Source organism: Campylobacter mucosalis, from assembly GCF_013372205.1.
GTDB lineage: Bacteria > Campylobacterota > Campylobacteria > Campylobacterales > Campylobacteraceae > Campylobacter_A > Campylobacter_A mucosalis.
In genome coordinates, this window is the sequence record NZ_CP053831.1 from 543,318 (window position 1) to 567,881 (window position 24,564).

27 protein-coding genes and 1 tRNA gene are annotated in these 24,564 nt (G+C 36.4%); 21 read left to right on the forward strand and 7 right to left on the reverse strand.

What is annotated here, in order from left to right; all coding sequences use genetic code 11:
- Positions 1-30: 30 nt before the first annotated feature.
- Complete coding sequence (locus CMCT_RS02865; protein WP_169752836.1) at positions 31-504, forward strand: hypothetical protein; 474 nt, start codon at positions 31-33, stop codon at positions 502-504.
- On the opposite strand, the gene CMCT_RS02870 is transcribed toward CMCT_RS02865, so the two are convergent.
- Genes CMCT_RS02870 through gltX form a run of 3 tightly spaced genes read right to left on the reverse strand, consistent with a single transcriptional unit; the run spans position 425 to position 3,610 of the window.
- A complete protein-coding gene (locus CMCT_RS02870; protein WP_034968115.1) occupies positions 425-2,056 on the reverse strand; it encodes a lytic transglycosylase domain-containing protein in 1,632 nt (543 codons plus the stop codon). The two genes, CMCT_RS02865 and CMCT_RS02870, sit on opposite strands and share 80 nt — an antisense overlap.
- Positions 2,034-2,327 (reverse strand): YggT family protein, encoded by a 294-nt coding sequence (locus tag CMCT_RS02875; protein ID WP_034968116.1) that lies wholly within the window; start codon positions 2,325-2,327, stop codon positions 2,034-2,036. The genes CMCT_RS02870 and CMCT_RS02875 overlap by 23 nt, the downstream gene beginning before the upstream one ends.
- Positions 2,324-3,610 carry a glutamate--tRNA ligase gene (gltX, locus tag CMCT_RS02880; protein ID WP_034968119.1) on the reverse strand — a complete coding sequence of 429 codons (1,287 nt, stop codon included), beginning with the start codon at positions 3,608-3,610 and terminating at the stop codon, positions 2,324-2,326. The genes CMCT_RS02875 and gltX overlap by 4 nt, the downstream gene beginning before the upstream one ends.
- A 157-nt stretch (positions 3,611-3,767) precedes the next feature.
- Here gltX and CMCT_RS09660 point away from each other — a divergent pair, with 157 nt between their 5' ends.
- The 10 genes from CMCT_RS09660 (at position 3,768) to CMCT_RS02930 (ending at position 12,376) form a co-directional block, all read left to right on the forward strand.
- A complete protein-coding gene (locus CMCT_RS09660) occupies positions 3,768-5,402 on the forward strand; it encodes a methyl-accepting chemotaxis protein (protein WP_034968121.1) in 1,635 nt (544 codons plus the stop codon).
- Between the two features lie 77 nt (positions 5,403-5,479).
- Entirely contained in the window at positions 5,480-5,878 is a 399-nt protein-coding gene (mscL, locus tag CMCT_RS02890; protein WP_034968124.1) for a large-conductance mechanosensitive channel protein MscL, read from the forward strand.
- Positions 5,879-5,934: 56 nt separating this feature from the next.
- Entirely contained in the window at positions 5,935-6,573 is a 639-nt protein-coding gene (locus CMCT_RS02895) for a Crp/Fnr family transcriptional regulator (protein WP_169752837.1), read from the forward strand.
- Between the two features lie 95 nt (positions 6,574-6,668).
- Positions 6,669-7,241 (forward strand): cytochrome c3 family protein, encoded by a 573-nt coding sequence (locus tag CMCT_RS02900; RefSeq protein WP_034968127.1) that lies wholly within the window; start codon positions 6,669-6,671, stop codon positions 7,239-7,241.
- A 14-nt stretch (positions 7,242-7,255) separates the two neighbouring features.
- Complete coding sequence (locus CMCT_RS02905; protein WP_034968130.1) at positions 7,256-8,626, forward strand: multiheme c-type cytochrome; 1,371 nt, start codon at positions 7,256-7,258, stop codon at positions 8,624-8,626.
- A 79-nt stretch (positions 8,627-8,705) separates the two neighbouring features.
- A complete protein-coding gene (locus tag CMCT_RS02910; RefSeq protein ID WP_034968133.1) occupies positions 8,706-9,818 on the forward strand; it encodes a metallophosphoesterase in 1,113 nt (370 codons plus the stop codon).
- A 1-nt stretch (position 9,819) separates the two neighbouring features.
- Positions 9,820-10,620, forward strand: a complete 801-nt coding sequence (locus tag CMCT_RS02915; RefSeq protein WP_034968136.1) for a phosphatidylserine decarboxylase — start codon at positions 9,820-9,822, stop codon at positions 10,618-10,620.
- 48 nt (positions 10,621-10,668) lie between these two features.
- Positions 10,669-11,229, forward strand: coding sequence for a c-type cytochrome (locus CMCT_RS02920; protein WP_034968138.1), 561 nt, complete (start codon positions 10,669-10,671; stop codon positions 11,227-11,229).
- Between the two features lie 52 nt (positions 11,230-11,281).
- On the forward strand, positions 11,282-11,893 hold the full coding sequence (locus CMCT_RS02925; protein ID WP_034968140.1) for a hypothetical protein: 612 nt from the start codon (positions 11,282-11,284) through the stop codon (positions 11,891-11,893).
- An 84-nt stretch (positions 11,894-11,977) separates the two neighbouring features.
- Entirely contained in the window at positions 11,978-12,376 is a 399-nt protein-coding gene (locus CMCT_RS02930; RefSeq protein ID WP_169752839.1) for a hypothetical protein, read from the forward strand.
- 94 nt (positions 12,377-12,470) lie between these two features.
- On the opposite strand, the gene CMCT_RS02935 is transcribed toward CMCT_RS02930, so the two are convergent.
- Positions 12,471-14,060, reverse strand: a complete 1,590-nt coding sequence (locus CMCT_RS02935; protein WP_034968142.1) for an ABC-F family ATP-binding cassette domain-containing protein — start codon at positions 14,058-14,060, stop codon at positions 12,471-12,473.
- Between the two features lie 235 nt (positions 14,061-14,295).
- Between CMCT_RS02935 and CMCT_RS02940 the strand changes: the two genes are divergently transcribed.
- The 7 genes from CMCT_RS02940 (at position 14,296) to CMCT_RS02970 (ending at position 20,106) form a co-directional block, all read left to right on the forward strand.
- The gene (locus CMCT_RS02940; protein ID WP_034968143.1) at positions 14,296-15,639 is read left to right on the forward strand and encodes a DUF4910 domain-containing protein; all 1,344 of its coding nucleotides are present in this window, start codon (positions 14,296-14,298) and stop codon (positions 15,637-15,639) included.
- A gap of 105 nt (positions 15,640-15,744) precedes the next feature.
- A complete protein-coding gene (locus CMCT_RS02945) occupies positions 15,745-16,497 on the forward strand; it encodes a Fic family protein (RefSeq protein ID WP_082198638.1) in 753 nt (250 codons plus the stop codon).
- A 24-nt stretch (positions 16,498-16,521) separates the two neighbouring features.
- Entirely contained in the window at positions 16,522-18,009 is a 1,488-nt protein-coding gene (locus CMCT_RS02950; RefSeq protein ID WP_034968145.1) for an amino acid adenylation domain-containing protein, read from the forward strand.
- The gene (locus tag CMCT_RS02955) at positions 18,006-18,233 is read left to right on the forward strand and encodes a hypothetical protein (protein ID WP_034968147.1); all 228 of its coding nucleotides are present in this window, start codon (positions 18,006-18,008) and stop codon (positions 18,231-18,233) included. The genes CMCT_RS02950 and CMCT_RS02955 overlap by 4 nt, the downstream gene beginning before the upstream one ends.
- A complete protein-coding gene (locus tag CMCT_RS02960; protein ID WP_034968149.1) occupies positions 18,226-18,996 on the forward strand; it encodes an AAC(3) family N-acetyltransferase in 771 nt (256 codons plus the stop codon). The genes CMCT_RS02955 and CMCT_RS02960 overlap by 8 nt, the downstream gene beginning before the upstream one ends.
- A gap of 1 nt (position 18,997) precedes the next feature.
- Positions 18,998-19,411 carry a hypothetical protein gene (locus CMCT_RS02965; protein ID WP_176325004.1) on the forward strand — a complete coding sequence of 138 codons (414 nt, stop codon included), beginning with the start codon at positions 18,998-19,000 and terminating at the stop codon, positions 19,409-19,411.
- Positions 19,412-19,413: 2 nt separating this feature from the next.
- Positions 19,414-20,106 carry a class I SAM-dependent methyltransferase gene (locus tag CMCT_RS02970; protein ID WP_051654855.1) on the forward strand — a complete coding sequence of 231 codons (693 nt, stop codon included), beginning with the start codon at positions 19,414-19,416 and terminating at the stop codon, positions 20,104-20,106.
- Positions 20,107-20,164: 58 nt separating this feature from the next.
- On the opposite strand, the gene CMCT_RS02975 is transcribed toward CMCT_RS02970, so the two are convergent.
- The gene (locus CMCT_RS02975; RefSeq protein WP_169752846.1) at positions 20,165-21,379 is read right to left on the reverse strand and encodes an L-lactate MFS transporter; all 1,215 of its coding nucleotides are present in this window, start codon (positions 21,377-21,379) and stop codon (positions 20,165-20,167) included.
- Positions 21,380-21,567: 188 nt separating this feature from the next.
- Between CMCT_RS02975 and CMCT_RS02980 the strand changes: the two genes are divergently transcribed.
- Genes CMCT_RS02980 through recR form a run of 3 tightly spaced genes read left to right on the forward strand, consistent with a single transcriptional unit; the run spans position 21,568 to position 24,057 of the window.
- A complete protein-coding gene (locus CMCT_RS02980) occupies positions 21,568-22,239 on the forward strand; it encodes a response regulator transcription factor (protein ID WP_034968153.1) in 672 nt (223 codons plus the stop codon).
- Positions 22,236-23,501 (forward strand): ArsS family sensor histidine kinase, encoded by a 1,266-nt coding sequence (locus CMCT_RS02985; RefSeq protein ID WP_169752847.1) that lies wholly within the window; start codon positions 22,236-22,238, stop codon positions 23,499-23,501. The genes CMCT_RS02980 and CMCT_RS02985 overlap by 4 nt, the downstream gene beginning before the upstream one ends.
- Positions 23,485-24,057, forward strand: coding sequence for a recombination mediator RecR (gene recR, locus CMCT_RS02990; protein ID WP_034968155.1), 573 nt, complete (start codon positions 23,485-23,487; stop codon positions 24,055-24,057). The genes CMCT_RS02985 and recR overlap by 17 nt, the downstream gene beginning before the upstream one ends.
- Position 24,058: 1 nt before the next feature.
- Here recR and CMCT_RS02995 read toward each other — a convergent pair.
- Both CMCT_RS02995 and CMCT_RS03000 read right to left on the reverse strand, forming a co-directional pair.
- Positions 24,059-24,143: transfer RNA gene (locus CMCT_RS02995), tRNA-Leu, on the reverse strand.
- A gap of 37 nt (positions 24,144-24,180) precedes the next feature.
- Entirely contained in the window at positions 24,181-24,483 is a 303-nt protein-coding gene (locus CMCT_RS03000) for a F0F1 ATP synthase subunit C (protein ID WP_034968158.1), read from the reverse strand.
- Positions 24,484-24,564: the final 81 nt, after the last annotated feature.

Consider the following 24,564-nt stretch of genomic DNA (forward strand, 5'->3'; position numbering starts at 1 on the left):
TAAAATACGCCAAAATTTTAAGGTAAAAATATGAGAAAAATTATAAATTTTATAGCGATTTTGGTATTTTTTGTTGGCTGTGCGAGTAAAGAAGTGATTCATGAGCCGATAAAAAATGAAGCACTAGCGTATACAAGCAAAGCTGAAATTATCAAAGATAGCGATAGAGTGCTTGTGATAGCAACATATCTAAATCCCATATCAAAGGAAAAAATAGGAGAAGATGCTGAGCGTTTTTTACTTGCGATAAATCCAAAAGAGAGCGATATAGTGCAACAAAGCATTGCTGTTAATGATGATAAGAACGTGACGATCAAAGAAATTTCAGATAGTGATGAGCTTATGGAATTTGCTAGTTTTAAACTGCCTTGGGCGAGATACTATGAGATATCTACGCCCAAAAAAGAGGCAAAAACGCTAAAGCTTACTTTCGAAATTTATCAGTTAGGGCAGGTTGCGTTAGAGTTTGTAAAAGTGTCGAAATCTTTATATTGGAACCCATAAGCGAGTTATAAACGATATAATTTGCAAGGACTTTTTTGCCATAAAGCCTAGTCTCTCTAACTGGTACAAGCTCCATTGACAAAAATGGCTCAAATTTTCCATCCCTAAACATGTCATCACGCGTAATTAAACGCTTTGTGAAGCCGATACCACCGTTATAAGCGTAAGCTATAAAGAGCGGATGATATAGAAATTTTTCAAGATAGTCTAAATGATGATTTGCAAATTTGTAAGCCACATCGGCTTTAAACATGTCATCTTGGTCAAAGTTGGCTATTTTAAGCTCTTTTTTGCCGATAGCATTTGCCAAAAACGGCATAAATTGCATAGTTCCAAGTGCATAAGATGTCGAAACCACGCCTGGTATAAAACGGCTTTCCTGCCTTGCTAGTGCGTATATAAGGGCTTTTCTGCTATCTTGTATATTTTCAAGTTCTGGACTTTGTGGCATTACGTAGTAGTGTCTACTCCAGCCGTTTGCTTTTTGCATAAAAAACGCGTAATACCCAATGCTATCATTTGCATAAAACTGCTTTGCAAATTCCCTAGCCTCATCAGCACTCATATTTTTAACAAGGTTATTCATCTTTTCCCAAAAAAATGGGTCGTTTATACTTGCAGAGCCTTCAAATTTTAACTTTTTTGGTCTTGGGACATACACGTCAAAAGGGTCGCTCTTTACGTAGTCTTTTGCAAAAAGTGAGTAGATGTTTATGTCGGTGCTGTTTGCTAATTTTGTAAGCAAGTTTTTATCTTTTTTGATAAGGTATAACCAAAATATGGCGTTATCTCTTTGGCTTTGTGCCTCGTATGTTTGCTCTGCTCTTGCAAAAAACTGCGTAGCTTTTTCATCTTTGTTGAGCGTTATCGCATTTAGAGCAAGAAAAAATGCACCATTTTTTTCAGTTATATTTGGGCTGATCTTTATAAAATTTTCTCTAAAATTATCAAGCTTTCGCTCTAAAACAAGCTCTGTTAATACTGCATTAAAGCCCTTTGTCTGATAGAGTTTGTTTAAAAAGGCCTCGTCAAAATCGATAGAGAACTGTTTAGCTTGTTTTTGTGCATTTATGGCTCTAAAATACGCCAAAAACTGCTCTGTTTGCATATTTTTAGCAAATATTTGTGCTGGATTGCTCTCGTTTAAAATTTTAAGTATTCTTGCCTTTTGGGGATGTAAAACTTCTAAATTCTCAGCTATTTTAGCTCTTACTTGGCTGCTTAGCTTAAGCGAGTAAGATATTGTGGTTAGGGCATTTTGACACTCTATGCTTGAAGTTGTGATATTACTAGCATTTACGCCTTGACACTTGCCTGTGCTTGGCTTTGGTGGGGCTATCTTATTTAAAGATTTGCTAACCGCTCCATCCTTTCTAAAAATTTGATTTTGCAAATTTTGAGCTTGCTCTATACTTAGCTTTTCTTCGTTTGCAAGTCGGTTTATGTAGTAATCTTTACTAAGGCTATTTTGCTTGGTTATAATCTCATCATACTCAATAACACCAGCCCAAAGAACAACGGCACTAAGACTATAAAGAGTTAGCAAACGCATATAAAAGCTTTATAAAAAATAAATCTATAAATTTGAGTGCAAGTAGCACGATAACCGGTGCTAAATCGATCCCGCCAAAAACGGTCGGCACAAATTTTCTGATAAATGAATATACAGGTTCGGTTAAACGCATAAGTAGTTGCACGACTGGATTATATGGGTCTGGACGAACCCAGCTGATGAGTGCTGAGATGATGATGACCCACACGTATATGTTAATTACCGTGCTTACTATTTCTGCTATTGCCATTAAAAACGTAGATAAAATCACTTTACAATCTCCTTTAAATCATCTTTTATAAGCGGATAAAGTTCGCTAAGCTCTGGCCCGTGAAGCTCTCCGGTTAGTAGCATTCTAAGTGGCATAAAAAAGCTTTTGCCCTTTAAGCTTGTGGCTTTAATTAGCTCGTTTTTAAACTCATCGTAACTCTCACAAGGTTTTAAGCTTAAAATGGCACTTTTTATTATCTCAAACTCATTTTTATACTCATCTGGTGCTACTTTTGGGCTGTAAATTTTTGCGATTTTTTCTTTGATTTCAGGGATTAGCGAGGCTTCCTGGGTGTAAAATCTAGCCAAATTTGGCTTATCAAGTCCAAGCTCTTTTAGTCTCTCGTCACTTGCGATTTTGATATGCTCACGATTTACGTGTTTTAGCATATTTAGATCAAATTTCGCCGGTGAGCGTGAAATTTTACTTATATCAAACCACTTTGCGGCTTCATCTAACGTGAAAATTTCAACTGGCGTTTTATTGCCCAAAAGCACGAGATAGTTTGCGATCGCTTCTGGCATAAAACCGCTTTCTAACATCCATTTTACACTACTTGCGTCATCTCTTTTGCTCATCTTTTTGCCGTCTTCGTTTAGGATTATTGGCAAGTGAGCGTATTGCATTTTTTGCGTGTAGCCAAGACCTTGCCTTATTAAATCCTGCTTTGGCGTGTTGCTTACGTGATCTTCGCCGCGAATTACAAAGGTTACGCCTTCAAGCATATCATCAACTGCACACGCAAAGTTATACGTTGGCGTTTTATCGGCTCTCATTATTACAAAGCTATCAATCGCGTCAGGCTCAAAGCTAAGCTCGCCCTTTATGGCGTCTGTAAAACTCATAGTGCTTTGTGGCTTTTTCATGCGTATTACAAATGGTTTGTCATTATTTAGCACCTCTTCGTTGCTTAAACGCTCACAAGTGCCGTCATATCGGTAAGGCGCGCCATCATTTTTTGCCTTCTCTTTTTTGGCTTCTAGCTCATCTTCGCTGCAAAAACAAGCAAATGCCTTTTTGTCAATTAACAGCTTCGCGGCTAACTCTCTGTGAAATTTCAAATTCTCACTTTGGATATAAATGTGAGCTGGTTTTATGCCAAAACGGCTTAAAATTTCAATAATCTCTTTTTCTTTGCCCTTTATATTTCGCTCAGTGTCAGTGTCTTCAATGCGTAAGATAAAATCTGATTTTTCTTTAAGCGAACAGATATAGTTAAAAATTGCCGCACGTAGGTTACCTATGTGCATATCGCCTGTTGGCGATGGTGCAAAACGATACATTTGTGTCCTTTGGATTGTAAAATTTTGCGTGATTATATCACTTATATTCTAAGAGATTTATATAACGTAAATTTGATATAAATTTTCAACATTTTAACTTTTGTTTTATTTTAACGCATTATAATTTTTAAAAAATTTCATAAACAAGGGGGATACGGTGTCTATAAGCACTAAAATTTTAAGCATTATCATAACTGTGATAGCTGCATTTGTTGTATTGCTAGTAAGTGAGGGTTATATACTTGATAAGACAAACAATACTTTTGCCAGTTTTGATGAGAAAAGTAGCGATAGGGATTTTCTAAGACAGTCAATATCTGATGGTTTGCAAATAGGACAAGCACTAAGAAATGTGTATATTGATACTAGTGATAAGAAGGCTCTTAAAAATTTAGAAAGTGCAATATCTAGTTTGAGTAAAATTCAGTCTGAAAAGATGAAAAGCACTACAGGAGCTATAGCCCAAAAGCTAAATGCTAGCGCTAGTGAGTTTATAAACCACACAAATTCTTTAGTTGATAAACTAAAAACTACAAATTCTCTTACAAAAAGCGATATTACCGAAAATACAAAGCATTGGAGAGTCTATAAAGATGTGCTTTATAAAAATATAGATGAGGTTGCCAAAGAAACGCTTGCTCTAAAAAATGAGTATAAAAATTCTCTTGGTAATCTAAAATCTTACTCTATGAGTATTATACTTGCAATCGTTGTTGTGGTTCTAGTAATACTATTAGTTAGTAGAAAATACCTACTTTCATCTATTAGTACTATACAAAATGGGCTTGTTAGCTTTTTTAGCTTTTTAAATCATCAAACTGATCAAATTTCTCAGATTAATATGCATTCAAAAGACGAATTTGGTCATATGGCTAGAATGTTAAATGAAAATATTAGCAAGATAAAGAGCAACCTAAGCGAGGAGCGAGCTTTTTTAGACGATGTAGATAACTTTGCAAACGAGATAAAGGATGGAAATTTCAGTGCAGTGGTGACTGCAAATACGACAAATCCGTCGCTAATAAAATTAAAGCAGACATTTAAAAATTTGCAAGAGGTTTTAAAATCAAGCATATCAGCAAACGGGCAGGATATTTTAAAGGTTTTAGAAAGTTTTGCAAAAGATGATTTTACAGGTAGAATTGGCGATAGCGGTAGAATGGCAAAAGGTATAGATGCACTTGGTAATGAGATTGCAAAAATGCTTACAAATAACCATAAAAAGGCAACTATGTTACAAGAAAAAGCCGCACTTTTAAACGAGTATATGTTTAATCTAATAAATGGTGCAAATAAACAGGCAAACTCTTTACAAGAAAGCACGGCTGCTGTTGAGCAAATGTCAAGCTCTATGCACGCAATAAACAATAAAACAAATGATGTTATAAGGCAAAGCGATGAGATAAAAAATATCATCACAATTATCCGTGATATCGCTGATCAGACAAATTTACTTGCCCTAAATGCTGCCATTGAAGCGGCTCGTGCTGGGGAGCACGGACGTGGCTTTGCAGTCGTTGCTGACGAGGTTAGAAAACTAGCCGAACGCACTCAAAAAAGCCTAGGCGAAATAGAGGCAAATACAAATGTTCTAGCTCAGTCAATTAACGAGATGAGCGAGGCTATAAAAGAGCAAACCCAGGGCATAACACACATAAATGAAGCTGTAACGCAAATTGATATGTTAACTAAAGAAAATGTTAATGTCGCAAATGAAACAAATCTTGTGACAAAAGAGGTTGATGAGATGGCAAATGAGATAGTAAAAGAGGTTATGAGTAAGAAATTTTAACTATAATAAAATAAAATTTTAAGTTAGTTATCAACTCTTATCGCTAAAATACGGCAAATTTTTAACAAGGAGTTACTTTGAGTTTTATAAAGGAATTTAAAGAGTTTGCCGTAAAAGGCAATGTCATTGATATGGCTGTGGGCGTCGTTATAGGCGGTGCTTTTGGCAAAATCGTATCATCGCTTGTTGCTGATGTTATAATGCCAGTTGTTGGTGTTGTAACTGGTGGAGTAAATTTTACAGACTACAAATTTACGCTAAAAGAGGCAGTTGGTGAAGTTCCAGCCGTTACGATAAATTATGGCTCATTTATTCAGACGATGGTTGATTTTACTATCATTGCGTTTTGTATATTTTGTGCTATTAAGGCTATAAATACTCTTAAAAAAGAGGAGCCACAGCTAGAGGCGCCAGCTAAAATTCCAGCTGATGTGGCACTACTTACAGAGATTCGTGATTTGCTAAAAAAGCAGTAATTTAAATAACTGGCTAAGCCAAAGAGTGCATTTGGCCAGTTTATTAAGGCGATGCGATGCTAAAAAATATACCATTTTTTAAGTGTTTAAACAGCGACGAGATAGCAAGGCTTGAGCAGATAAGTGTTGTTAAAAAGTATAAAAAAGGCGAGTTTTTATTTATGGAGGGCGAGGAGCCTAAGTGGCTAAACTACCTTATTTCTGGATCGCTTAAAATTTACAAAACAAGTACAAAGGGCAAGGAGATATTTTTACATCAGCTTAGTCCGCTAAATTTTGTAGCAGAACTTGCAAATTTTGAAAATATACCTTATCCAGCTAGTGCGATTTTTACAATTTCTGGAGAGGTTTTAAAGATTGATTATCAAAAATTTCAAAGCGATTTTATGACAAATCCAGTTTTATTAATGGATATTATAAAGTCGTTATCGCAAAAATTAAAGATAACAAGCGACGTTTTGCACCAAGAGTTGGTGTTAAATTCCGAAGCTAGAGTTGCTAAATTTATAGTAGAAAATGAAGATTTGTTTAATACGATTAAACACACAAAAATAGCTTCGATTTTAAACATAACCCCAGAAACTTTCTCAAGAATACTAAACAAATTTAAAACACAAGATCTCATAAAACTTGATGAAAACAATAGAATAATCAGTAAAAATATAGATGAGATAAGCAGTTTTTACATTAATTGAAAGTAAATATCAATTAAATTTAATTGATATAAATCAACTTTTTTTTATCTACATTTTTATATAATTGCACATAATTGAAATTTTAGGAGGAACCCTTGTCAAGCTCTAAGAAAAAAATTTTTGCTTGGTCTTCTGTTATCATTGGTATCATCGTTGGCCTTATAGCTTCTATGGGCGTAGCCGACGTGCTTCACGCTACTGGAAGTGGCTATACCTGTACAATGTGTCACACTATGGATCCTATGAATGCAGCCTACCACGAGGACACACACGGCGGTAAAAATAAACTAGGTATCAAAGCCGAGTGTTCAGCCTGTCACCTTGATCATACGAGTGCCTACACCTATGTCTTAACAAAAATTAAAGTTTCTATAAACGACGGATACAAGACATTTTTTACCGATACTGACAAGATTGATTGGCGCGCAAAACGCGAACATAGATCACACTATGTTTATGATAGCGGTTGTATGACTTGCCACTCAAATTTAAAAGATGTTATCCAATCTGGAAAATCATTTTTGCCACATAGAGATTACTTTGTGCTAGGCAATAAAAATAAAAACAGCTGTGTTGATTGTCACAAACACGTTGGCCATAAGAATTTAGGTTTTCAGATAGATAAATTTGAAGCTATAAAAAATAAAGAAAATAATAAAACCAAATAATATAAGGAGGAAAGATGTTTAAAAAAGTTGCTATATTATTAGCCTGTATTACATCGTTTGTTTTTGCAAATGCTGATACAAACAAGACTTCTAGTCCGCTTAAACTTAATGTTATTAAAAACATAAAAGTTGCTCACAAGATGTCTGATTTGTCAAAAAGCTGTGTTGAGTGTCACGCAGAAAAAACACCTGGTATCGTTGCTGACTGGAAAAATAGTCGCCACGCTCACGTAGGTGTAAGCTGTATGGACTGCCACTCTGTTGAGGCAGATAATCCTATGGCGTCAGCAAAAGTGCATCCAAAAGATTCAAACAATCACGTTTCTATGATGGTAAGCCCAAAAACTTGTGCAAAATGCCACGAGAACGAAGTGAAAGAGTTTGAAGAGAGTGGTCACGCAAGAGGTGCTATGCAGATGTATGCAAAACCTGGCATGGTAAAACTTATGTATCACTACGAGGGCGCAGATCATCCTGAGTATAAGATGAGCCCAGATACAACTGGTTGTGCTATGTGTCACGGAACTATTATCAAACTTGACGCTGATAAGAAGCCAACACCTGAAACTTGGCCTACATACGGTATAGGAACAGTTTATCCTGACGGCGGTATAGGTGGATGTAAATCTTGCCACAGCTCACATACATTTAGTATAGCTGAAGCTAGAAAACCAGCTGCTTGTGCGTCTTGCCACCTTGGGCCAGATCATCCAGATATTGAGATATTTAACAACTCAATGCACGGACATATCTTTAACGCAGAAGGTAACACTTGGAAGTATGATAGTGCACCTGATACTTGGGATGTACCAGACTTTAGAGCACCAACTTGTGCGGCTTGCCATATGAGTGGTGTTGGTGAGACTACAACAACTCACAACGTTTCAAGACGTCTAAAATACAACCTTTGGGCACCAAGAAGTAACGTAAGAACTGGCGGAAATGATAAGGCTGTTGATGAGTATAGAAAAACAGGCAAACTAAGCGTGGGTACTCCATTAGCAGGTCACCCAAGTGGCGATCCAGAGCAAGCACGTGCTGAGATGAAGCTAGTTTGTAAAGCTTGCCACAGCACTACAAGCACTGATAACTTCTTCATAATGGCTGATAAGCACGTTGAACTTTACAACGTATATTTTGATGAAGCTAAGAAAATGCTTGATGATCTAAAAGCTAAAAAACTATTGCTTGAAGATGAGTGGTCTGATGAATTCCAAGAAATTTACTACCACCTATGGCATCACGAAGGTCGCCGTATGAGACAAGGTGCATTAATGAATGCTCCTGACTATGCTCACTGGCACGGAGTTTTCGAAGTTAAAAACGATATCAGAAAACTACGCAAAATCTACAAAGAGCGTATAGAAACTGGTAAAATCCACTAATCCTTAGGGCGGGAGCAATCTCGCCCTTTTTTTATTTACACAAAAACACTATAATTGCCTAAAATTTTAGGGGTCTAGTTTGGGTTTACTTAGGATAATTGTTGGTGGTTTTATATTTTCATTTGTCTTAAATTTTTACTCATATAAAAGGTTTATCAGCAAAATTTCATTTTTGCAGTCACATCTAAAGTATATAAAAATTTTGTTTTTATTGGTGTCCGTTTGCGAATTTTTATTTGTGCTACAAATTCGTTTTGATATTTTAAATTTTTACTTTTATGTTGCATTTGCCACACTCATAGGATTTTCTCTGTTTTTATTTTCTGTTAGTGTTTTTTATGATATTTTAAGGAGTATATTAAAGCGTAATAAATTTAGCCAAAATCGTAGAAAATTTCTAAAATTTTGCTTTGATATAACATTTTTAATCCTTATTTTTAGCTACCTTTTCAAAGGTATTTTTAGTGCTTTAACCCCACCAAAAATCAAACAGACAAACATAAAAATCAAAGGTTTAAAAAGCCAACTTAAGATAGCTATGATAACAGACGTTCATATAGGCGATTTTTTGCAGAAGGAATTTTTAGCCACGCTTGTATATCAGATAAATGAGCAAAAGCCTGATATGCTAGTTATTGTCGGCGATTTGATTGACTTTAACGCTCAAAAAATAGGCGATTTTTTAGACCCTTTAAAAGATATCAAAGCTAGATACGGCGTATTTTACGTCCCGGGTAATCACGAGTATTATCACGGAATAGACGGAATTTTAGAAAAAATCGAGCAGGTCGGTGTAAAAATTTTAGGAAATAAAAATATTGAGCTTGATGAGATAAATTTAGCTGGAGTTTATGATTTAGCAGGTATTAAATTTAAACATCTCCCGCCAAATTTGCATAAGGCGTTAGATGGCAAAAACGATGATAAGCCAACCATTTTGCTATCTCATCAGCCAAAATTTTTAAAGACAATGGATATTAGCGTTGATCTCGTTCTTTGCGGACACACTCACGCTGGGCAAATTTTCCCATTTGGGCTACTTGTTTTACTAGATCAAAATTATTTATATGGACTTTATCAAGTAAATGATAAAATGCAACTTTACGTTAGTAGCGGTGCTGGATTTTGGGGGCCGCCTTTACGCATACTCACGCAAAGCGAGATTGCGATATTAAATTTAACAGGAGAGTAGTTTGAATAAGATTATTTCTAAGTATTTTGGCTTATTGGGTGGTTTTAAATTTCCAAAACCGATTCAAAGCTTTATAAACAGGGCATATGTTTCTTATTTTAAGATAGATATGAGCGAATTTGATGAGCCTAGCGAGTATGATAGCCTAACTTCGCTTTTTACTCGCTCTTTAAAAAAGCCAAGGGAATTTGACGCCGATCCTGCGATTTTTCTTAGCCCTTGTGACGGCACTTGCCTTAGCTATGGGGTTAGCAAACAGGCTAGGGCGTTTAGCGTTAAAGGTATGGAGTATGGCTTTAGGGAGCTTTTTATGCAGTCAATGAGTGATGATGAGCTAAAGCTTGAGTATGATTTTGTCAATATCTACTTAAGCCCTCGTGACTATCATCGCTATCACGCACCTTGCAATATGCAAATTTTATCAGCCGTTTATATCCCTGGCAAACTTTACAGCGTGGCGACAAGTTGGCTTAAAAAAATAGATGCTTTATATACAAAAAATGAGCGAGTTGTCCTAAAATGTAAGATGGATAACGGCAAATTTATTTGGCTAGTTTTTGTAGGTGCTATAAATGTAGGAAAGATGAAATTTAACTTTGATGAACGCATTTGCACCAACGCCTCGGCGAATTTTACGCAAATTTATAGCTATGAAAATTTGCATATTAAAAAGGGCGAGGAGCTTGGCAGGTTTGAGCTTGGCTCGACGATACTTATTATTAGCGAAAAAGACTGCATTGAGTATAATCTTTTTGAGCAAAAAACTATCAAACAAGCCGAAAGCATCGGTATGATAAAATAATAAGTTTTTTTTGATATAATCAAAACTTTAAAATTTAAAGGAAGATAGATGAAAATTTTTAAATCTTTATGTGCCGTTTGTATTTTTGGAGCTTGTGCTTTTGGGGCTTCTGAGGTTTATTATATCAGGGCGAACGGGGATTTTGGCAAACAGCTTTCAGAAATGGCAAAACAATACGCTAGTGAAAATAACAAAACCGTCGAAGTTTTTGTTGATGAGGATCCAAGAAGATACAAAGATACTAGAATTTTAAAAGCTGGAGTGGATAGAAAGGGGCGCTACTCTGCCTCTCTTGGAAAAGAACTTTTTCAAAACCAGTGTGCCTCTTGCCACGGCGATGACGCTACAAAAAGACCAGGAGGTATACGTCAACCTTTGTCTAGTATGGACGCAAAAGATATAGAAGACGCCATAGTTGCTTATCGTTCGGATAGTTCATTTGGCGGTAGTATGAAGAGTGTTATGCAAGGCATTGCTAAAACCATTTCAAATAACGATTTGGGTGCAATTATCGCTCATTTAAAGGGCAAAGACGCGTATGCTGGTGATATAGCACAAGAAAACAAGCCGGTTTCGACAGAGAAAAAGCAAGGAAGCTATTTAAGGTAATTAAACAAAATATAAAATTTGACGATTTAAAGCAGTAATCAAAGGAGAGATTATGAGTGTAGCACTAAATATGAGCTTATCGGCTCAAAGCACAAACGTATCAAAGGATATCCGTCAAAAGTCGGCAGATGATGGTGTAAAAACCCAGGCCCAACAGATAAAAAAGGCTGCGGCAAACATAGACGCTAAAGAGCTTTTTCAAAGCTATTTTTTGCAGTTTAATGCCCAAAGTTTTACAAGAGCTAACTCAAATTTAGATCTTCAAGCTTCACTTTTTGGCACACCAGGCAAGACGCCAGAAAACCTAATGGAAATTTTAGGGAATATTGACACTAATGCTATTGGATACACCGGAAAACCGCTTAATGAGTTATCAAAAGATGAAGCTGCCGAGCTTGTTAGCAAGGACGGCTTTTTTGGAGTTGATAAGACGACCGAGCGTATTGCAAATTTCGTCATTATGGGTAGTGGCGATGATATTGAGAAGCTAAAAGCTGGTAGAGATGGTATGATACGTGGCTTTAAAGAGGCTGAGAAAATGTGGGGTGGAAAGCTACCGCAGATATCGCAAGATACTATGCAAAAGAGCATTGAAGCTGTTGATAAAAGGATTGCCGAGCTTAGCGGTGATACTAGTGGAAACGTTATAAACGTAACCGCATAAAACTTATGGGTTTAGGCTTCTAAACCCTATTTTAAATTAAACTCTTTTTGATATACTTTCGCTTTTAGTTTTAAAGGAAATTTTATGAAAAATATAGCCACTTTTGCTATTTTTGTTATTTTTTTGCTTTCTGGTTGCTCATTTTTTGACCCAAAACCAAAGCAAGAGATTAAAAAACCAACTCCAGTAAATAAAACAGCCATAAAAGGCGTCATAACAGAGCTTTCATATCAAGACGGCGGATATTGCTACACGATAGTTTCTACTGACACAACCAATGCAAAACTACCAAAGGCTAGTTTTTGTTCGCCAAAATTTTATAACAACAAGGGCGATTTGGTTTATGCTACATTTTTGGGGCAAAAGGTTGAAAGTATGCTACTGATACGAGAGGCTAATGAGTCGGTGCCAGTTAAAAAATCAAGAAAAAATATCAAAACAAAGATAGATATACCAAAAAGTGAAAGTATAAGCTTTGATTAGCCGTTGATTTACCGATTGCTTGTATAATTTCATCAAGCAATCAATTGAATAAGCAAAACTCCTTTTTGGGCGTCAGGAAGACGCCCTTTTTTATTTATATCTCAAGCCCCAAACTAGAACGATACTCTTCATAAGTGCCTTTGTAGTCGATAACTTCGCCGTTGCCTTTTAGGTGCAAAATTCTATTTGCAAATGCGTCAATTAGCTCTCTGTCGTGGCTTACACAGATTACACTTCCGCTAAAATTATAAAACGCCTCGCCAAGTGCGATGATTGCTTCAAGGTCAAGGTGATTGTTTGGCTCGTCCATTATTAGCAAATTTGGGCGATGAAGCATTAACTGGGCTAGGCGGACTCTGTGCTTTTCGCCACCACTTAAAGCACCAACGGCTTTTTCTTGATCGGCACCGCTAAAAAGCATTCTGCCAAGGCATTTGCGAATTTCATCAATGTCTTTATTTTTAGCATCCTGCAGATACTCATAAAGCTTTAAATCGCCACTAATTTTATTTACCACATCTTGCGCAAAATATCCAAGCTCAATGGTGGCTCCTACGTGAATTTCGCCCTTATCCGGCTTTAACTCGCCCATTAGTAATTTACAAAGCGTGGTTTTACCAACACCGTTAGCTCCGATGATAGCGACTTTATCGCCCTTTTCTAGTTTGAAATTTAAATTTTCAAAGATGATCTTATCGTCAAATTTCTTATATAAATTTTTAATCTCAATTAGCTCGTTACCTATCTCTCTATTTGTGCGAAACAAAATGCTAGGATCGCGTCTAGATGATACGGCAATCTCGGCGATATCTAGTTTTTCAAGCTGTTTTGCACGGCTTGTTGCCTGACGTGCTTTTGAAGCGTTTGCACTAAAACGAGCGATAAATTTTTCAAGCTCTTCTTTCTCTTTTAGCTTTTTGTCACGCTCCATCTCGTTTTGTTTTGCGATTAAATTTGCAGCCATATACCAATCGTCGTAGTTACCGCTAAACTCACGGATCTTTTTAAAATCTACGTCTAAAATATGTGTGCAAACCCTATTTAAAAAGTGCCTGTCGTGGCTGATAACCACAAGTGTGCCTTCGTGGCGATTTAACTCGTTTTCAAGCCAAGCAATAGCGTCAATATCAAGGTTGTTTGTTGGCTCATCTAAAAACAAAATATCTGGTTTTGGAAACAAAACTTGTGCGAGTAAAACCTTAACTTTATCGGAATTTTCAACCTCGCTCATTAGTTTTTCAAACTCATTTAGCCCAAGTGAACTTAGGATTTTTTCAATCCTAGTTTCGTATTCATAGGTCGGATCTTCTTCGGCACAGATGATTTCAAGTTCGCTTAAACGCTCATTGATAGCGTCTGTAAATTCCTCGCTTAAATATAGCTTTTCTTTCTCTTTTACTGCGTCATAAAGGCGTTTGTTGCCGTATAAAACGGCGTCTTTTAGCGTGAAATTTTCAAAAGCAAACTGATCTTGCCCAAGCACCCCAACTTTTAAGCCGTTTTCGATTACTATCTCACCACTGCTTGACTCTATCTGTCCGCTTAGAATCTTTAAAAATGTCGATTTACCAGCACCATTTGCACCGATTAAGCCGTAGCGATTGTTGCGATTTAGTTTTAAATTTACATCTTCAAATAGCAAAGAATTTGCAAATCTTTGAGTAAGCCCTTTAATTTCTAACATATCGTTCCTTATTGAAATTTAGAAAGGCTCATTTTGCCAAAAAGTTGTTTAAATTTTAATTTTTTGTTGTATAATTGTTAGTTAAATTTAAACCATATAAAGCGATTATTGGCAAATGATCAGATAAAGCTAGACCCGTCTAGTGCGCCAAATGCTCTAAAATGCACATTGACACAGCAACTGGTGCTATTAGCAGACTAGATTAAGGAGTAAAAATGGGGGGGGGTCGCACGATATGTTTAGCCTTGCAAAAAGCCTCTTTAAAATTCACCGAAGCATTACTGGCAAAGGCTTTAACACGAGCTTAGATATTGTCCTAAACCACGCAATGGGGGGGGGTAGCGCATGTTTTTTAAAACCCCAAACCTATAAAAATGCTAAAAATTTCAGATTTTATGAGATAAAACTAGAGATTTCTAACGTAAAATCAGGCACAAAAATTTACGACTGGGTCGTGCCAAATGAGTGGGAGATAGATGACGCTTTTATCATCACGCCAAGTGGTAAGAAAATCTGTGACTTTAAACGCCTAAATTTGCACGTTTTAGGCTATTCAGAAGCGGTTGATAAATTTTTAAGCCTAGATGAGCTAAAAACGCACCTTTACACCTTACCAGACCTGCCAAACGCCGTGCCTTACGCTACTAGCTACTATGAAAGGCGTTGGGGCTTTTGTATCGCTAAAAACGAGCTTGACACGCTAGAAACTGGCACTTATCACGCCGTGATAAAATCAAGCTTTAAAAAAGACGGACACCTAAGATACGCTAGAATTTTCATCCCAGCCACGCAAAAAACCGACGAAACTATCCTAATCTCAACCTACCTTTGCCACCCACAAATGGCAAACAACGAGCTTTCAGGGCCTGTCGTGTGGGCAAATTTGGTGCGTTTTGTTAGGGGCTTAAACACTCGCCGTTACAATTATGAGTTTGTAATCACTCCTGAAACAATCGGCTCAATCTGCTATATCCACGAAAATTTCAGCCGTTTAAAGCAAAACGTAAAGGGCGGTTTTGTACTAACTTGTATAGGCGATGAGCGTGAATACAGCCTTGTTTTAAGCCCAAATGAGCAAAGATTAAGCGATAAAATCGCACTTCACACGATAAAACACCGCACAAACAAGCCAAAAATTTACAGCTTTAAAGAGCGTGGCAGCGATGAGAGACAATACAACACACCAGCTCTAGATTTGGGCGTTGTGGCACTAAGTCGCTCAAAATTTGGCGAATACAAAGAGTATCACACCAGCCTTGATGATTTTAGTGTCGTTACAAAAAATGGGCTAAATGGCGGATTTTTATACGCTAGAAACTGCATTTTAAACCTTGAAACAAACGCAAAATTTGTGCTAAATACCATTTGTGAGCCAAATTTAGGCAAACGTGGGCTAATTAGAACGCTAAGTCTAGGCAAAAATCACGAAGCACAGATGATTTTACGTAACTTTTTAGCCTTTTGTGATGGCAAAAACGACACCTTAAAAATCGCAGAAATTTTAGGCGTTGAGCTTTATAAACTTCGCCCTATCATTGAAGTTTTATTAAAAAATAATTTAATAAAAGAGGTAAAATGAGAGAGTTAATTAGCACCTTTGAGATAAAAAGGGCGATAAATATGCGTATAATTTAACGAATATGGTATTATATCTTTACTAAAAGAATACAAAATAAGGATAAAAATGACCCAAGAAGAAAATATCTTTTTTGCTAAACGAAATTTGGTGGATAGCATTTGGAAGTCGGCTAACTTAGAGGGGATAAATATTACTTTTCCTGAAACTCAAATGATAATAAGTGGGTTTAGCGTGGGCGGCAAGACCATTGAAGAAATAACGATAATTACTAATTTAAAAAGGGCGTGGGAGTATCTTTTTGCGACAATAAATGATGAAGTAAATCTAGACTATTTACAAGATATTCATAGATTAGTTGGCAGGGACGTAGTCCTAAATTTTGGCTTTTTAAGAACGACTAATGTTAAAATTTCAGGGACTAACTACGCCCCTGTTTTGCCAGTAGATTATGAAGTAAGAGCCAAAATAGATGAGATATTAAGTAGCGATAACAAGCTAGACGTCGCACTAGATATGATGCTTTATATCGCACGCTCACAGCTATTTTTTGACGGCAATAAAAGAACAGCAATGCTTACGGCTAATAAAATTCTAATCCAAAATGGGCTAGGCATACTCTCGGTTAGCAAAGATAATATGATTGAATTTTTTACTAAACTTGTAAAATTTTATGAAACAAACGATAGTCAAGAGATTAAGGTATTTTGCAAAGAAAAGTGTATAGAAACACTTAAATTTCAAGACAATGGTCACGAGAATAAAAATAAACAAAGTAGTTGCGTGTCTAAAAACACAAATAAATTTTTAATACAAAGCACGAAATTTACACAAATGGGGAGGGGTAGTGCGAGTTTATAACGCCCCTTATGAAAGGGTGGCATAATGAAACACGTTAGCGAGTTTTTAAGGCTTAGTGCTAAAAATTTTAGCACTAAAACGGCAGTTGTTTGTGGCGATAAGAGCATTAATTTTAAGGTGCTTGATGAGTTAAGCGACAAGGTCGCAAGTGAAATTTTAAGAGCAAATATCAAAAAAGAGCCGATTTTTATCCTTTTACCAAAGGATATTTGGTGCATTGTGGCGTTTTTTGGCGTGATAAAAAGTGGGAATTTTTACGCAATAATTGATGAAAACAGCCCAAAAGAACGCCTTTTAAGCGTAACTCACAAGATTAAGCCAAAGCTATTAATTACAAGTAAAAATTTTGATTTTAGCTTTTTAAATATCAAAACGATTTTTGATAGCGATTTTAAAAATTTCAAAACTGATACAGCACTTTTAAACACCGCAAAATCCACATTTTTAGACGTTGATTTAGCCTATATTTTATTTACATCTGGCTCAACTGGCACACCAAAGGGGTTTGCTGTAAATCATAAAAATTTAATTGATTATGCCACGTGGGCAGTTGAGTGTTTTGGCATAAATAGCACTGATAACGTGGCAAATCAGGCACATTTTCACTTTGATAAATCAGTCCTTGATATCTACCCAAGCATTCTTAGCGGTGCTACGCTTCACATTTTAAAGGGTCAAGACTGGGCGTTTCCAGATAAAATTATGGGGTATTTTAAGGATAAAAATATCACTCAAACTGGCATTACACCCCAAATCATTAACTATTTTGCAAATACAAACGCCCTAATCGCCCTGCCACATTTAAAGCGTGTCTTTATCTCTGGCGAAATTACCCCAGTAAAACAGGTAAAAATGTGGATAAATGCCTACAAAAACGCCAAAATCATCAACCTTTATGGTGCTAGTGAAATCACTGGGGTTTGCTCGTATTTTGTGTGCGAAAGAGAGCTTAAAGATGATGAGATACTACCCATTGGCAAGGCGTGTGAAAACACCGAAATTTTACTGCTTAGCGATGATTTAAACCAAATTTTCACGCCATATAAAAAGGGCGAAATTTACGTTCGTGGCAGTTGCGTTTCTAGCGGATATTATAATGATAATGAGCTTACAAAAATGGCTTTCGTGCAAAATCCGCTAAACGATAAATTTATTGATTTGGTTTATAAAACCGGCGATATTGGTTATTTTAATGAAAATTACGAGCTAGTTTGTGCTGGACGTGCTGATAATCAGATTAAGCTAAAAGGACACAGGATAGAACTTGGCGAGATTGAGTGCGTTTTAAGCACACACGAGGGGGTTAAAAACGTCGCTTGTGTATTTGAAAATGAGCGAATTTTTGCCTTTTATGAGAGCGAGATTGAGCTTGATTTACGAGAATTTTTAAGCATCAAACTACCAAAATATATGCTCCCACGCCATTTTATTAGAGTTAGTAAATTTAAATTAAACAACAACACAAAAATTGACAGAAAAATTTTAAAACAGATTGCAAAGGATTTTAAATGAACGAGGTTGAAAATTTATTTAAAAGGCTTGGCAAAAGCCACATAAAAGCTGATGATACCGATATTTTAGGGCGTGGGCTAATTGACAGCCTTGATGTTATGGAGCTTATTGAGATGATAGCAGAGCTTAGCGGTAAATCCGTGCCTTCAAGGCTAATTAGAGCTGAAAATTTCAGCGATTTTAACGCCATTTTAAATCTCATTGAAAGCGTGAAAAATGCTTAGTTTTGAAGGCAAAATTTACACAAAAGATGAGCTAATTACCACGCTAAAATCTCTTGGGATTAAAAATGGCGATACTCTTTTAATCCACGCTGAGCTGTTTAGGCTTGGTAAAATCACAAATAAAAGCCGATTTTTAGGCGATTTGGTTGATTGTTTTTTAAGCGTGGTGGGTAAAAACGGCACGATAGTAATGCCAACATTTACATATAGTTTTTGTCGTAATGAGGTCTATGATAAGCTAAACTCAAAAAGCACCGTTGGGGTTTTAAGCGAGTATTTTAGGCATTTAGGCGGTGTTGTAAGGACTGATGATCCGATTTTTTCATTTGCAATTTACGGCAAGGATAAAGATGAGTATTTAAAGCCTACAACTAGCTGTTTTGGTGAGGGTTGTGTCTATGAAATTTTGCACAAAAAGGGGGCTAAGTTTCTTTGTTTTGGCGATGCTAGCAAGGGCTGGACATTTTATCTTTATGCCGAGCAAAAAATTGGCGTTAGCTACCGATATTTTAAGGAATTTAGCGGTGATTTTATTGATGAAAACGGCGTAAAAAGCCACAAAAGCATAAAATATTTTGTAAGAAAGCTTGAAGCTAAAAGTATTCTTGATAAGCAAAAACAGATAAAAATGCTAAAAGATAGTGGCAATTTTAACTACGCAAAATTTGGCGGAGGTGATATGGTTTTAATTGATTTAGCTAGGTATTATGACACTTTTAAAAGTGTCATAAAAGCCGATGAAAACACACTTTTAAAGGAGTAGTATGAAAAAATTTGCAGATGATAATATCGCTGCTTTTGTGTTTAGAAATCTAAAACGAGGCAGTAAAATTTTAAGGCTAGATAGCGATAATATCTACACCGATTTTTTAAACCAAAATGGCTTTGAAACAACCGCTGATTTTAGTAAAAAAGTTGATGGTATTTTTGGCTTTATTGGCTTTGATATAAAACTGATACCAAATGCCTTTAATGCCTTAAAAAACGACACAAAAGCCATTTTTTGCTTTATTGATAAAGATGATTTTAGGGCTAAAAATATTACGCCATTTAGCAAAGATGAGGTTAGAAAAATTTTGCGTGATTTTGATGATTTGTATATTGAAAGTATTGTTTTAAACGCAAAAAATAGCACCGAGCTTCATAAAATTTACGTGGCAATTGCCAGAAAGGATTAATCTTGAAAAATCAAAAAATGGGGGGGGGTTACGGCTTGATTTACTGGGATAAAAATTACCAAAATAGCCAAAATCCGACCTATCCAGTAAGCTATGTAACAGATTTTGCATTTAGCTATTTAAAAAGCGAAGCAAAAGTGCTTGATTTAGGTTGTGGGGCTGGTAGGCACGTTAGTTTTTTGGCACAAAATGGCTTTAAAGCGTATGGGTGTGACTACTCAAAAGACGGGATAAAAAGCACGCAAAACCTGCTAAAAAGTCAAAATTTAAGTGCGGACTTAAAGGTTTGTAATATGCTATCTTTGCCTTATGAAGATGAGTTTTTTGACGGGCTTATAAATTATGGTGTTTTAATGTATGCTGGGAGCAAAGAGCGAATTTTAAGGGCTGTTGATGAAATTTACAGGGTGCTAAAAACTGGCGGTGTGGCGTTTTTTCAGTTTAGAAATTTGGGTGATGACAGATATAAAACTGGGATTTTAAAGTCAAAATACGAGGTCATCACAAATCAGCAAAAAGGCAAAATGGGCTTTGATGAAAACGGCGTTGAGATTTACTACTTTGACAGAGATAAAGTTAAACGAATATTTAATAAATTTGAAATTTTAGAGATAAATGAGGTTAGCCGAAGTTACGATGATGACAGCTACAAAATCAGCTATTTTTTAGTTATTTTAAAAAAAGGATGTCAATGAATAGAAAGAGGTTGAAAACTTTCGCTCTGACGTAGTTGGAGCGTGGTTTTACGCGTATTTATTTTCTTTTACGCCTTGAGCGTCTAGTATTTTTTTGCAATGAGTCTTTTAATATCCAAGCAGTTATTAAATTTACTAGGAAAAATGCAACAAAAATATATAAAATTTGGCTATATGAGCCAAGATACTCTTTGCCAAGCGAGATCATAAGTGGCCCAACAAGCCCTGCTATGCCCCAAGCAGTAAGTATGACGCCGTGTATAGTTGAGAGATATTTGTTGCCAAATAGATCTGATAGATAGGCAGGCAAACACGAAAAGCCACCACCATAGCACGAGATGATGATAAGTATAAAAATTTCAAATAAAAATTCATTTGTTGTACTAGCTAAAAAGAAAAATAGTGTTGATTGTATGAGAAAAAAGACTATGTATGTGTAAGGACGTGTTATGAGATCTGAAAAACTCGCCCACAAAATTCGCCCAGTACCGTTAATAAGACCTATCACACCAACTAAAGCAGCCGCGCGCTCTGGCGTGTAACCAACGATCTCTTGTGCCATTGGCGATACCATACTAAGCAGAGCTATGCCACACGAGATATTTATGAATATCATACTCCACAAAGCTCTAAATTGCCACGTTTTATAGATCTCTTTTGGGTCCAAATTTTGATGGGTATTTTCAGTCTCTTTGTGATCATCTGGTGCTTTTAAGTAGAGCGAACCAGCGGTCATTGCCACGGCATAAACGCCACCTAGAATGATAAAATTTAATATCAAACTAAACTCATCTACTAAATATCTCATGAGTGGTGCGGCAATTAGCGAGGCAAAGCCAAAGCTCATTATCGCAAGTCCTGTGGCAAAACCTTTGTGGCGGGGGAAGTATTTTACGAGGGTAGAAACTGGCGTAACATAGCCTATACCAAGTCCAATGCCGCCTATAACGCCATAAAAAATATAGAGTAGCCACACACTAGATATATGTAGTGCAAATGCCGAACCAAACAGCCCTATTGTAAAACAGGCAGTCGATATAAGTCCAGTGACTTTTGGACCATACCGCTCGACATATTTGCCAAAGACCCCAGCTGAAAGCCCTAAAAATAAAATAGAGAGTGAAAATGTAAAAGTAACAGCTGTTCTTGACCAGCCAGTGGCGTTCATAATAGGCAAGACTAACACCGACCACGCATACACTGAGCCGATAGAAATATGTATCGCAGAAGCTGATAAAGCGATTAGCCATTTGTTGCGTTTTAAAGCCTTCATATCTCTCCCTGTTTGCAAATTTGCTTATTATATTGCCAAATTTTGCCTTTAAATTGCGAGTAAAAAATCTGTTAGTGTAAAATTTTAAGCCAAGTATGATGAGTATATTTTTTGTATTTTTGCCAAATTTATAACTATCGGTTTATCATTTTTTTGTATAATTTAGTAAAAATTATAAAGGATAGACAATGGTAAATGTTTTAATGATAGAAGATGATGCTGAATTTGCTCAGATTTTATCTGAGTATTTGGAGAATTTTAATATCAAGGTCACAAATTTTGAAGACCCATATTTGGGCATTAGTGCTGGTATTAAGAATTTTGATCTGCTTATACTTGACCTTACGCTTCCAGGTATTGACGGACTTGAGGTTTGCAAAGAAATTCGTGCAAAATATGACATACCTATCATCATTAGCTCTGCTCGTTCAGACATTAGTGATAAGGTTGTCGGACTTCAGCTTGGGGCTGATGACTATTTGCCAAAACCTTACGATCCAAAAGAGATGTATGCTCGTATCACAAGCCTAATACGCAGATATAAAAAGACCAACGAAGTTGTAGAAGAGGTCGCAGATAGCGCGTTTAGGATAGACGAAAAGCGTCATGAAATTTTCTTTAATAATGAATCGCTAGTTCTAACTCCTGCTGAGTTTGAAATTCTAAGCTATCTTATAAAGCAACATAGTTTTTCTGTGTCTCGTGAGCAATTAGTTTATAACTGCAAAAGCTTAAAAGATAAGGATTCAAAGAGTCTTGATGTTATTATCGGACGCTTAAGAGCTAAAATCGGCGATAGCTCAAAGTCGCCAAAACACATATTTTCGGTGCGTGGTATAGGCTATAAACTAATCGGATGAAATACTCTATTGCCACTAAAATAACCATAATTTTTGCGATATCTTTTGCTCTTGTGTGTATTGTGTTTTTTACCTACGCAAACATACAAAAGCAAAATTCCTTAGAGTCAGTAAGAAATAAGCAGATTAGCGCTATAAACTACCTTCTGACACTTTATGAGAGAGCAAGTCCGCCGCAAGATTTGGAGCAGTATTTTAGAAATTTTGGTTTAGAGTACGTTTCTAATCAAAATTTGGCAATATCTATCGTAAAAGACGGCGAACTCATCTTTGCAAAGCAAACCCCAATCGGCATAGTTCAGTCGATAATGTATAATGATAACTTGTATCTGCACCTAAAAAATACTGGATTTCATCTGTTGATTGAGAGTAGCGAAACTAAAAAAGTAAATGACTCTCTTTTGATAAGCTTTGTGATAGCTATGGTTTTGCTCATATCTTTGTATGTTTCTGTTATGCGTAGTTTAATGCCTTTAAGAAAACTCAGCGTTGATATTAGGCGTTTTGCTGCTGGAAATTTAGATGTTAGCATTTGCCCTGCCTCTAAGGATAATTTTGACCAGCAAGATGAGATAGGACAGGTTGCATACGAATTTGATAATGCAGTTTGTAAAATTCGTGATTTGATACGCTCTAGACAGCTGTTTTTGCGCGCGATTATGCACGAGCTTAAAACGCCAATCGGCAAGGGTCGCATAGTATCTGAAATGGTGGCAAATGAAACTCAAAAATCAAGGCTGATCTCCATATTTATTCGTCTTGAAATGCTTATAAATGAATTTAGTAAAATCGAGCAGTTGCTTTCAAAAAGCTACTCTTTAAACTATCAAGAGTGCCATTTTTCGCTGATTTTAGAGCAAGTGGAAGATATGTTAATGCTTGAAAATTTTGGCGAAAAAGTGGCTTGTGATATCAAAGAAGACGTTGTGCTAAGAGTTGATTTTCAGCTCTTTTCGTTAGCGATTAAAAATTTAATAGATAATGCCATAAAATATGCCGATGACAAAAAGGCCATTTTGGTTTGCGATAATGATATGATAGCTGTTAAAAATTTAGGAAAACCGCTAGAGCACGAGATATCGTTTTACTTACAAGCTTTTGTCAGAGGCGATAAAAGCTCAAAAAGCTCTGGTATGGGACTTGGACTTTATATAATAGATCAAATTTTTAATATGCATAAAATGGGGCTAAAATATAGCTACGAAGATGGTTATCACTGCTTTTTTGTGCCACTAAAAAAGGACTTTGTTGAAAAGTCTTGAGAAATTTAATGAGCTAGTTGACGCGTTTTCTAAGCTTCCTGGCGTTGGTAAAAAATCCGCACTTAGATACGCGTATTTTGTAAGTTTGCAAGATAGTTTTGGCGGACTCAAACTAGCACAATGCATAGAGGACGCGGTGCGTTTTACAAGACGTTGCGAGAGGTGCGGTGCTTTAAGTGAAGATGAAATTTGTGACATTTGCACAGATAAAGGACGTGACAATACTCGCATAGTAGTTGTAGAAAGCCCAAGAGATGTGCTGGTTTTTGAGCAAAATGGCATTTATGACGGATACTACTTTGTGTTAGATGAAATAAATGATGAAAAGATAGCTAAGCTACATCAAATGATAGTTGAAAATGGCGCTAGTGAGGTGATATTTGCCTTTACTCCTGGTTTAAATTCTGACGCACTTATGTTTTTTGTTCAAGATAAAATGCAACTGGATAATGTAAAATTTAGCAAGATTGCTCAAGGCGTCCCAACTGGAGTAAATTTAGAAAATATCGATATGCTCTCACTTATGAAAGCTTTTGAAAGTAGGGTTAAAGTTTAAATGGTGCGATTAGCGAGACTCGAACTCGCACACCTACTGGCACTACCCCCTCAAGATAGCGTGTCTACCAATTCCACCATAATCGCATAAAAAGCCCTCAAAGCGAGGGCTGTAAGCTTTTGCTTAGCCTATCATAGGGTTTGCATAAAGCAAGATAAGTGTTATAACAAGTGCGTAGATAACTTGTGCTTCGATCATCGCAAGTGCAATAAACATCGTAGTCATAAGTTTGCTACCAACGCCAGGATTTCTAGCTGTTCCGCTGATTGTAGCTGAAGCTGTGTTACCCATACCGATAGCACCACCAAGTGCAGCAAGACCAAGACCTATACCAGCTGCTATAACAGAGTATGATTTAATCATCTCACCATCAGCACCAAAAGCGAATGCTGTAAGACCAAGAACTAAAAAAACGATCTTTTTCATCGTATCTCCTTAAAAATCTTAAGTTTTTTCGGATCTGTCCCCTACTAAAACTTTGAAGTTGGCATTATATACACAAGAAGC

Bases quoted from the DNA above. Each gene is read 5' to 3' on its own strand.
- CMCT_RS02865 (WP_169752836.1), top strand. From the start codon at position 31: ATGAGAAAAATTATAAATTTTATAGCGATTTTGGTATTTTTTGTTGGC.
- CMCT_RS02870 (WP_034968115.1), bottom strand. From the start codon at position 2,056: ATGCGTTTGCTAACTCTTTATAGTCTTAGTGCCGTTGTTCTTTGGGCT.
- gltX (WP_034968119.1), bottom strand. From the start codon at position 3,610: ATGTATCGTTTTGCACCATCGCCAACAGGCGATATGCACATAGGTAAC.
- CMCT_RS02895 (WP_169752837.1), top strand. From the start codon at position 5,935: ATGCTAAAAAATATACCATTTTTTAAGTGTTTAAACAGCGACGAGATA.
- CMCT_RS02905 (WP_034968130.1), top strand. From the start codon at position 7,256: ATGTTTAAAAAAGTTGCTATATTATTAGCCTGTATTACATCGTTTGTT.
- CMCT_RS02920 (WP_034968138.1), top strand. From the start codon at position 10,669: ATGAAAATTTTTAAATCTTTATGTGCCGTTTGTATTTTTGGAGCTTGT.
- CMCT_RS02925 (WP_034968140.1), top strand. From the start codon at position 11,282: ATGAGTGTAGCACTAAATATGAGCTTATCGGCTCAAAGCACAAACGTA.
- CMCT_RS02930 (WP_169752839.1), top strand. From the start codon at position 11,978: ATGAAAAATATAGCCACTTTTGCTATTTTTGTTATTTTTTTGCTTTCT.
- CMCT_RS02935 (WP_034968142.1), bottom strand. From the start codon at position 14,060: ATGTTAGAAATTAAAGGGCTTACTCAAAGATTTGCAAATTCTTTGCTA.
- CMCT_RS02940 (WP_034968143.1), top strand. From the start codon at position 14,296: ATGTTTAGCCTTGCAAAAAGCCTCTTTAAAATTCACCGAAGCATTACT.
- CMCT_RS02945 (WP_082198638.1), top strand. From the start codon at position 15,745: ATGACCCAAGAAGAAAATATCTTTTTTGCTAAACGAAATTTGGTGGAT.
- CMCT_RS02950 (WP_034968145.1), top strand. From the start codon at position 16,522: ATGAAACACGTTAGCGAGTTTTTAAGGCTTAGTGCTAAAAATTTTAGC.
- CMCT_RS02955 (WP_034968147.1), top strand. From the start codon at position 18,006: ATGAACGAGGTTGAAAATTTATTTAAAAGGCTTGGCAAAAGCCACATA.
- CMCT_RS02960 (WP_034968149.1), top strand. From the start codon at position 18,226: ATGCTTAGTTTTGAAGGCAAAATTTACACAAAAGATGAGCTAATTACC.
- CMCT_RS02965 (WP_176325004.1), top strand. From the start codon at position 18,998: ATGAAAAAATTTGCAGATGATAATATCGCTGCTTTTGTGTTTAGAAAT.
- CMCT_RS02975 (WP_169752846.1), bottom strand. From the start codon at position 21,379: ATGAAGGCTTTAAAACGCAACAAATGGCTAATCGCTTTATCAGCTTCT.
- CMCT_RS02980 (WP_034968153.1), top strand. From the start codon at position 21,568: ATGGTAAATGTTTTAATGATAGAAGATGATGCTGAATTTGCTCAGATT.
- CMCT_RS02985 (WP_169752847.1), top strand. From the start codon at position 22,236: ATGAAATACTCTATTGCCACTAAAATAACCATAATTTTTGCGATATCT.
- CMCT_RS03000 (WP_034968158.1), bottom strand. From the start codon at position 24,483: ATGAAAAAGATCGTTTTTTTAGTTCTTGGTCTTACAGCATTCGCTTTT.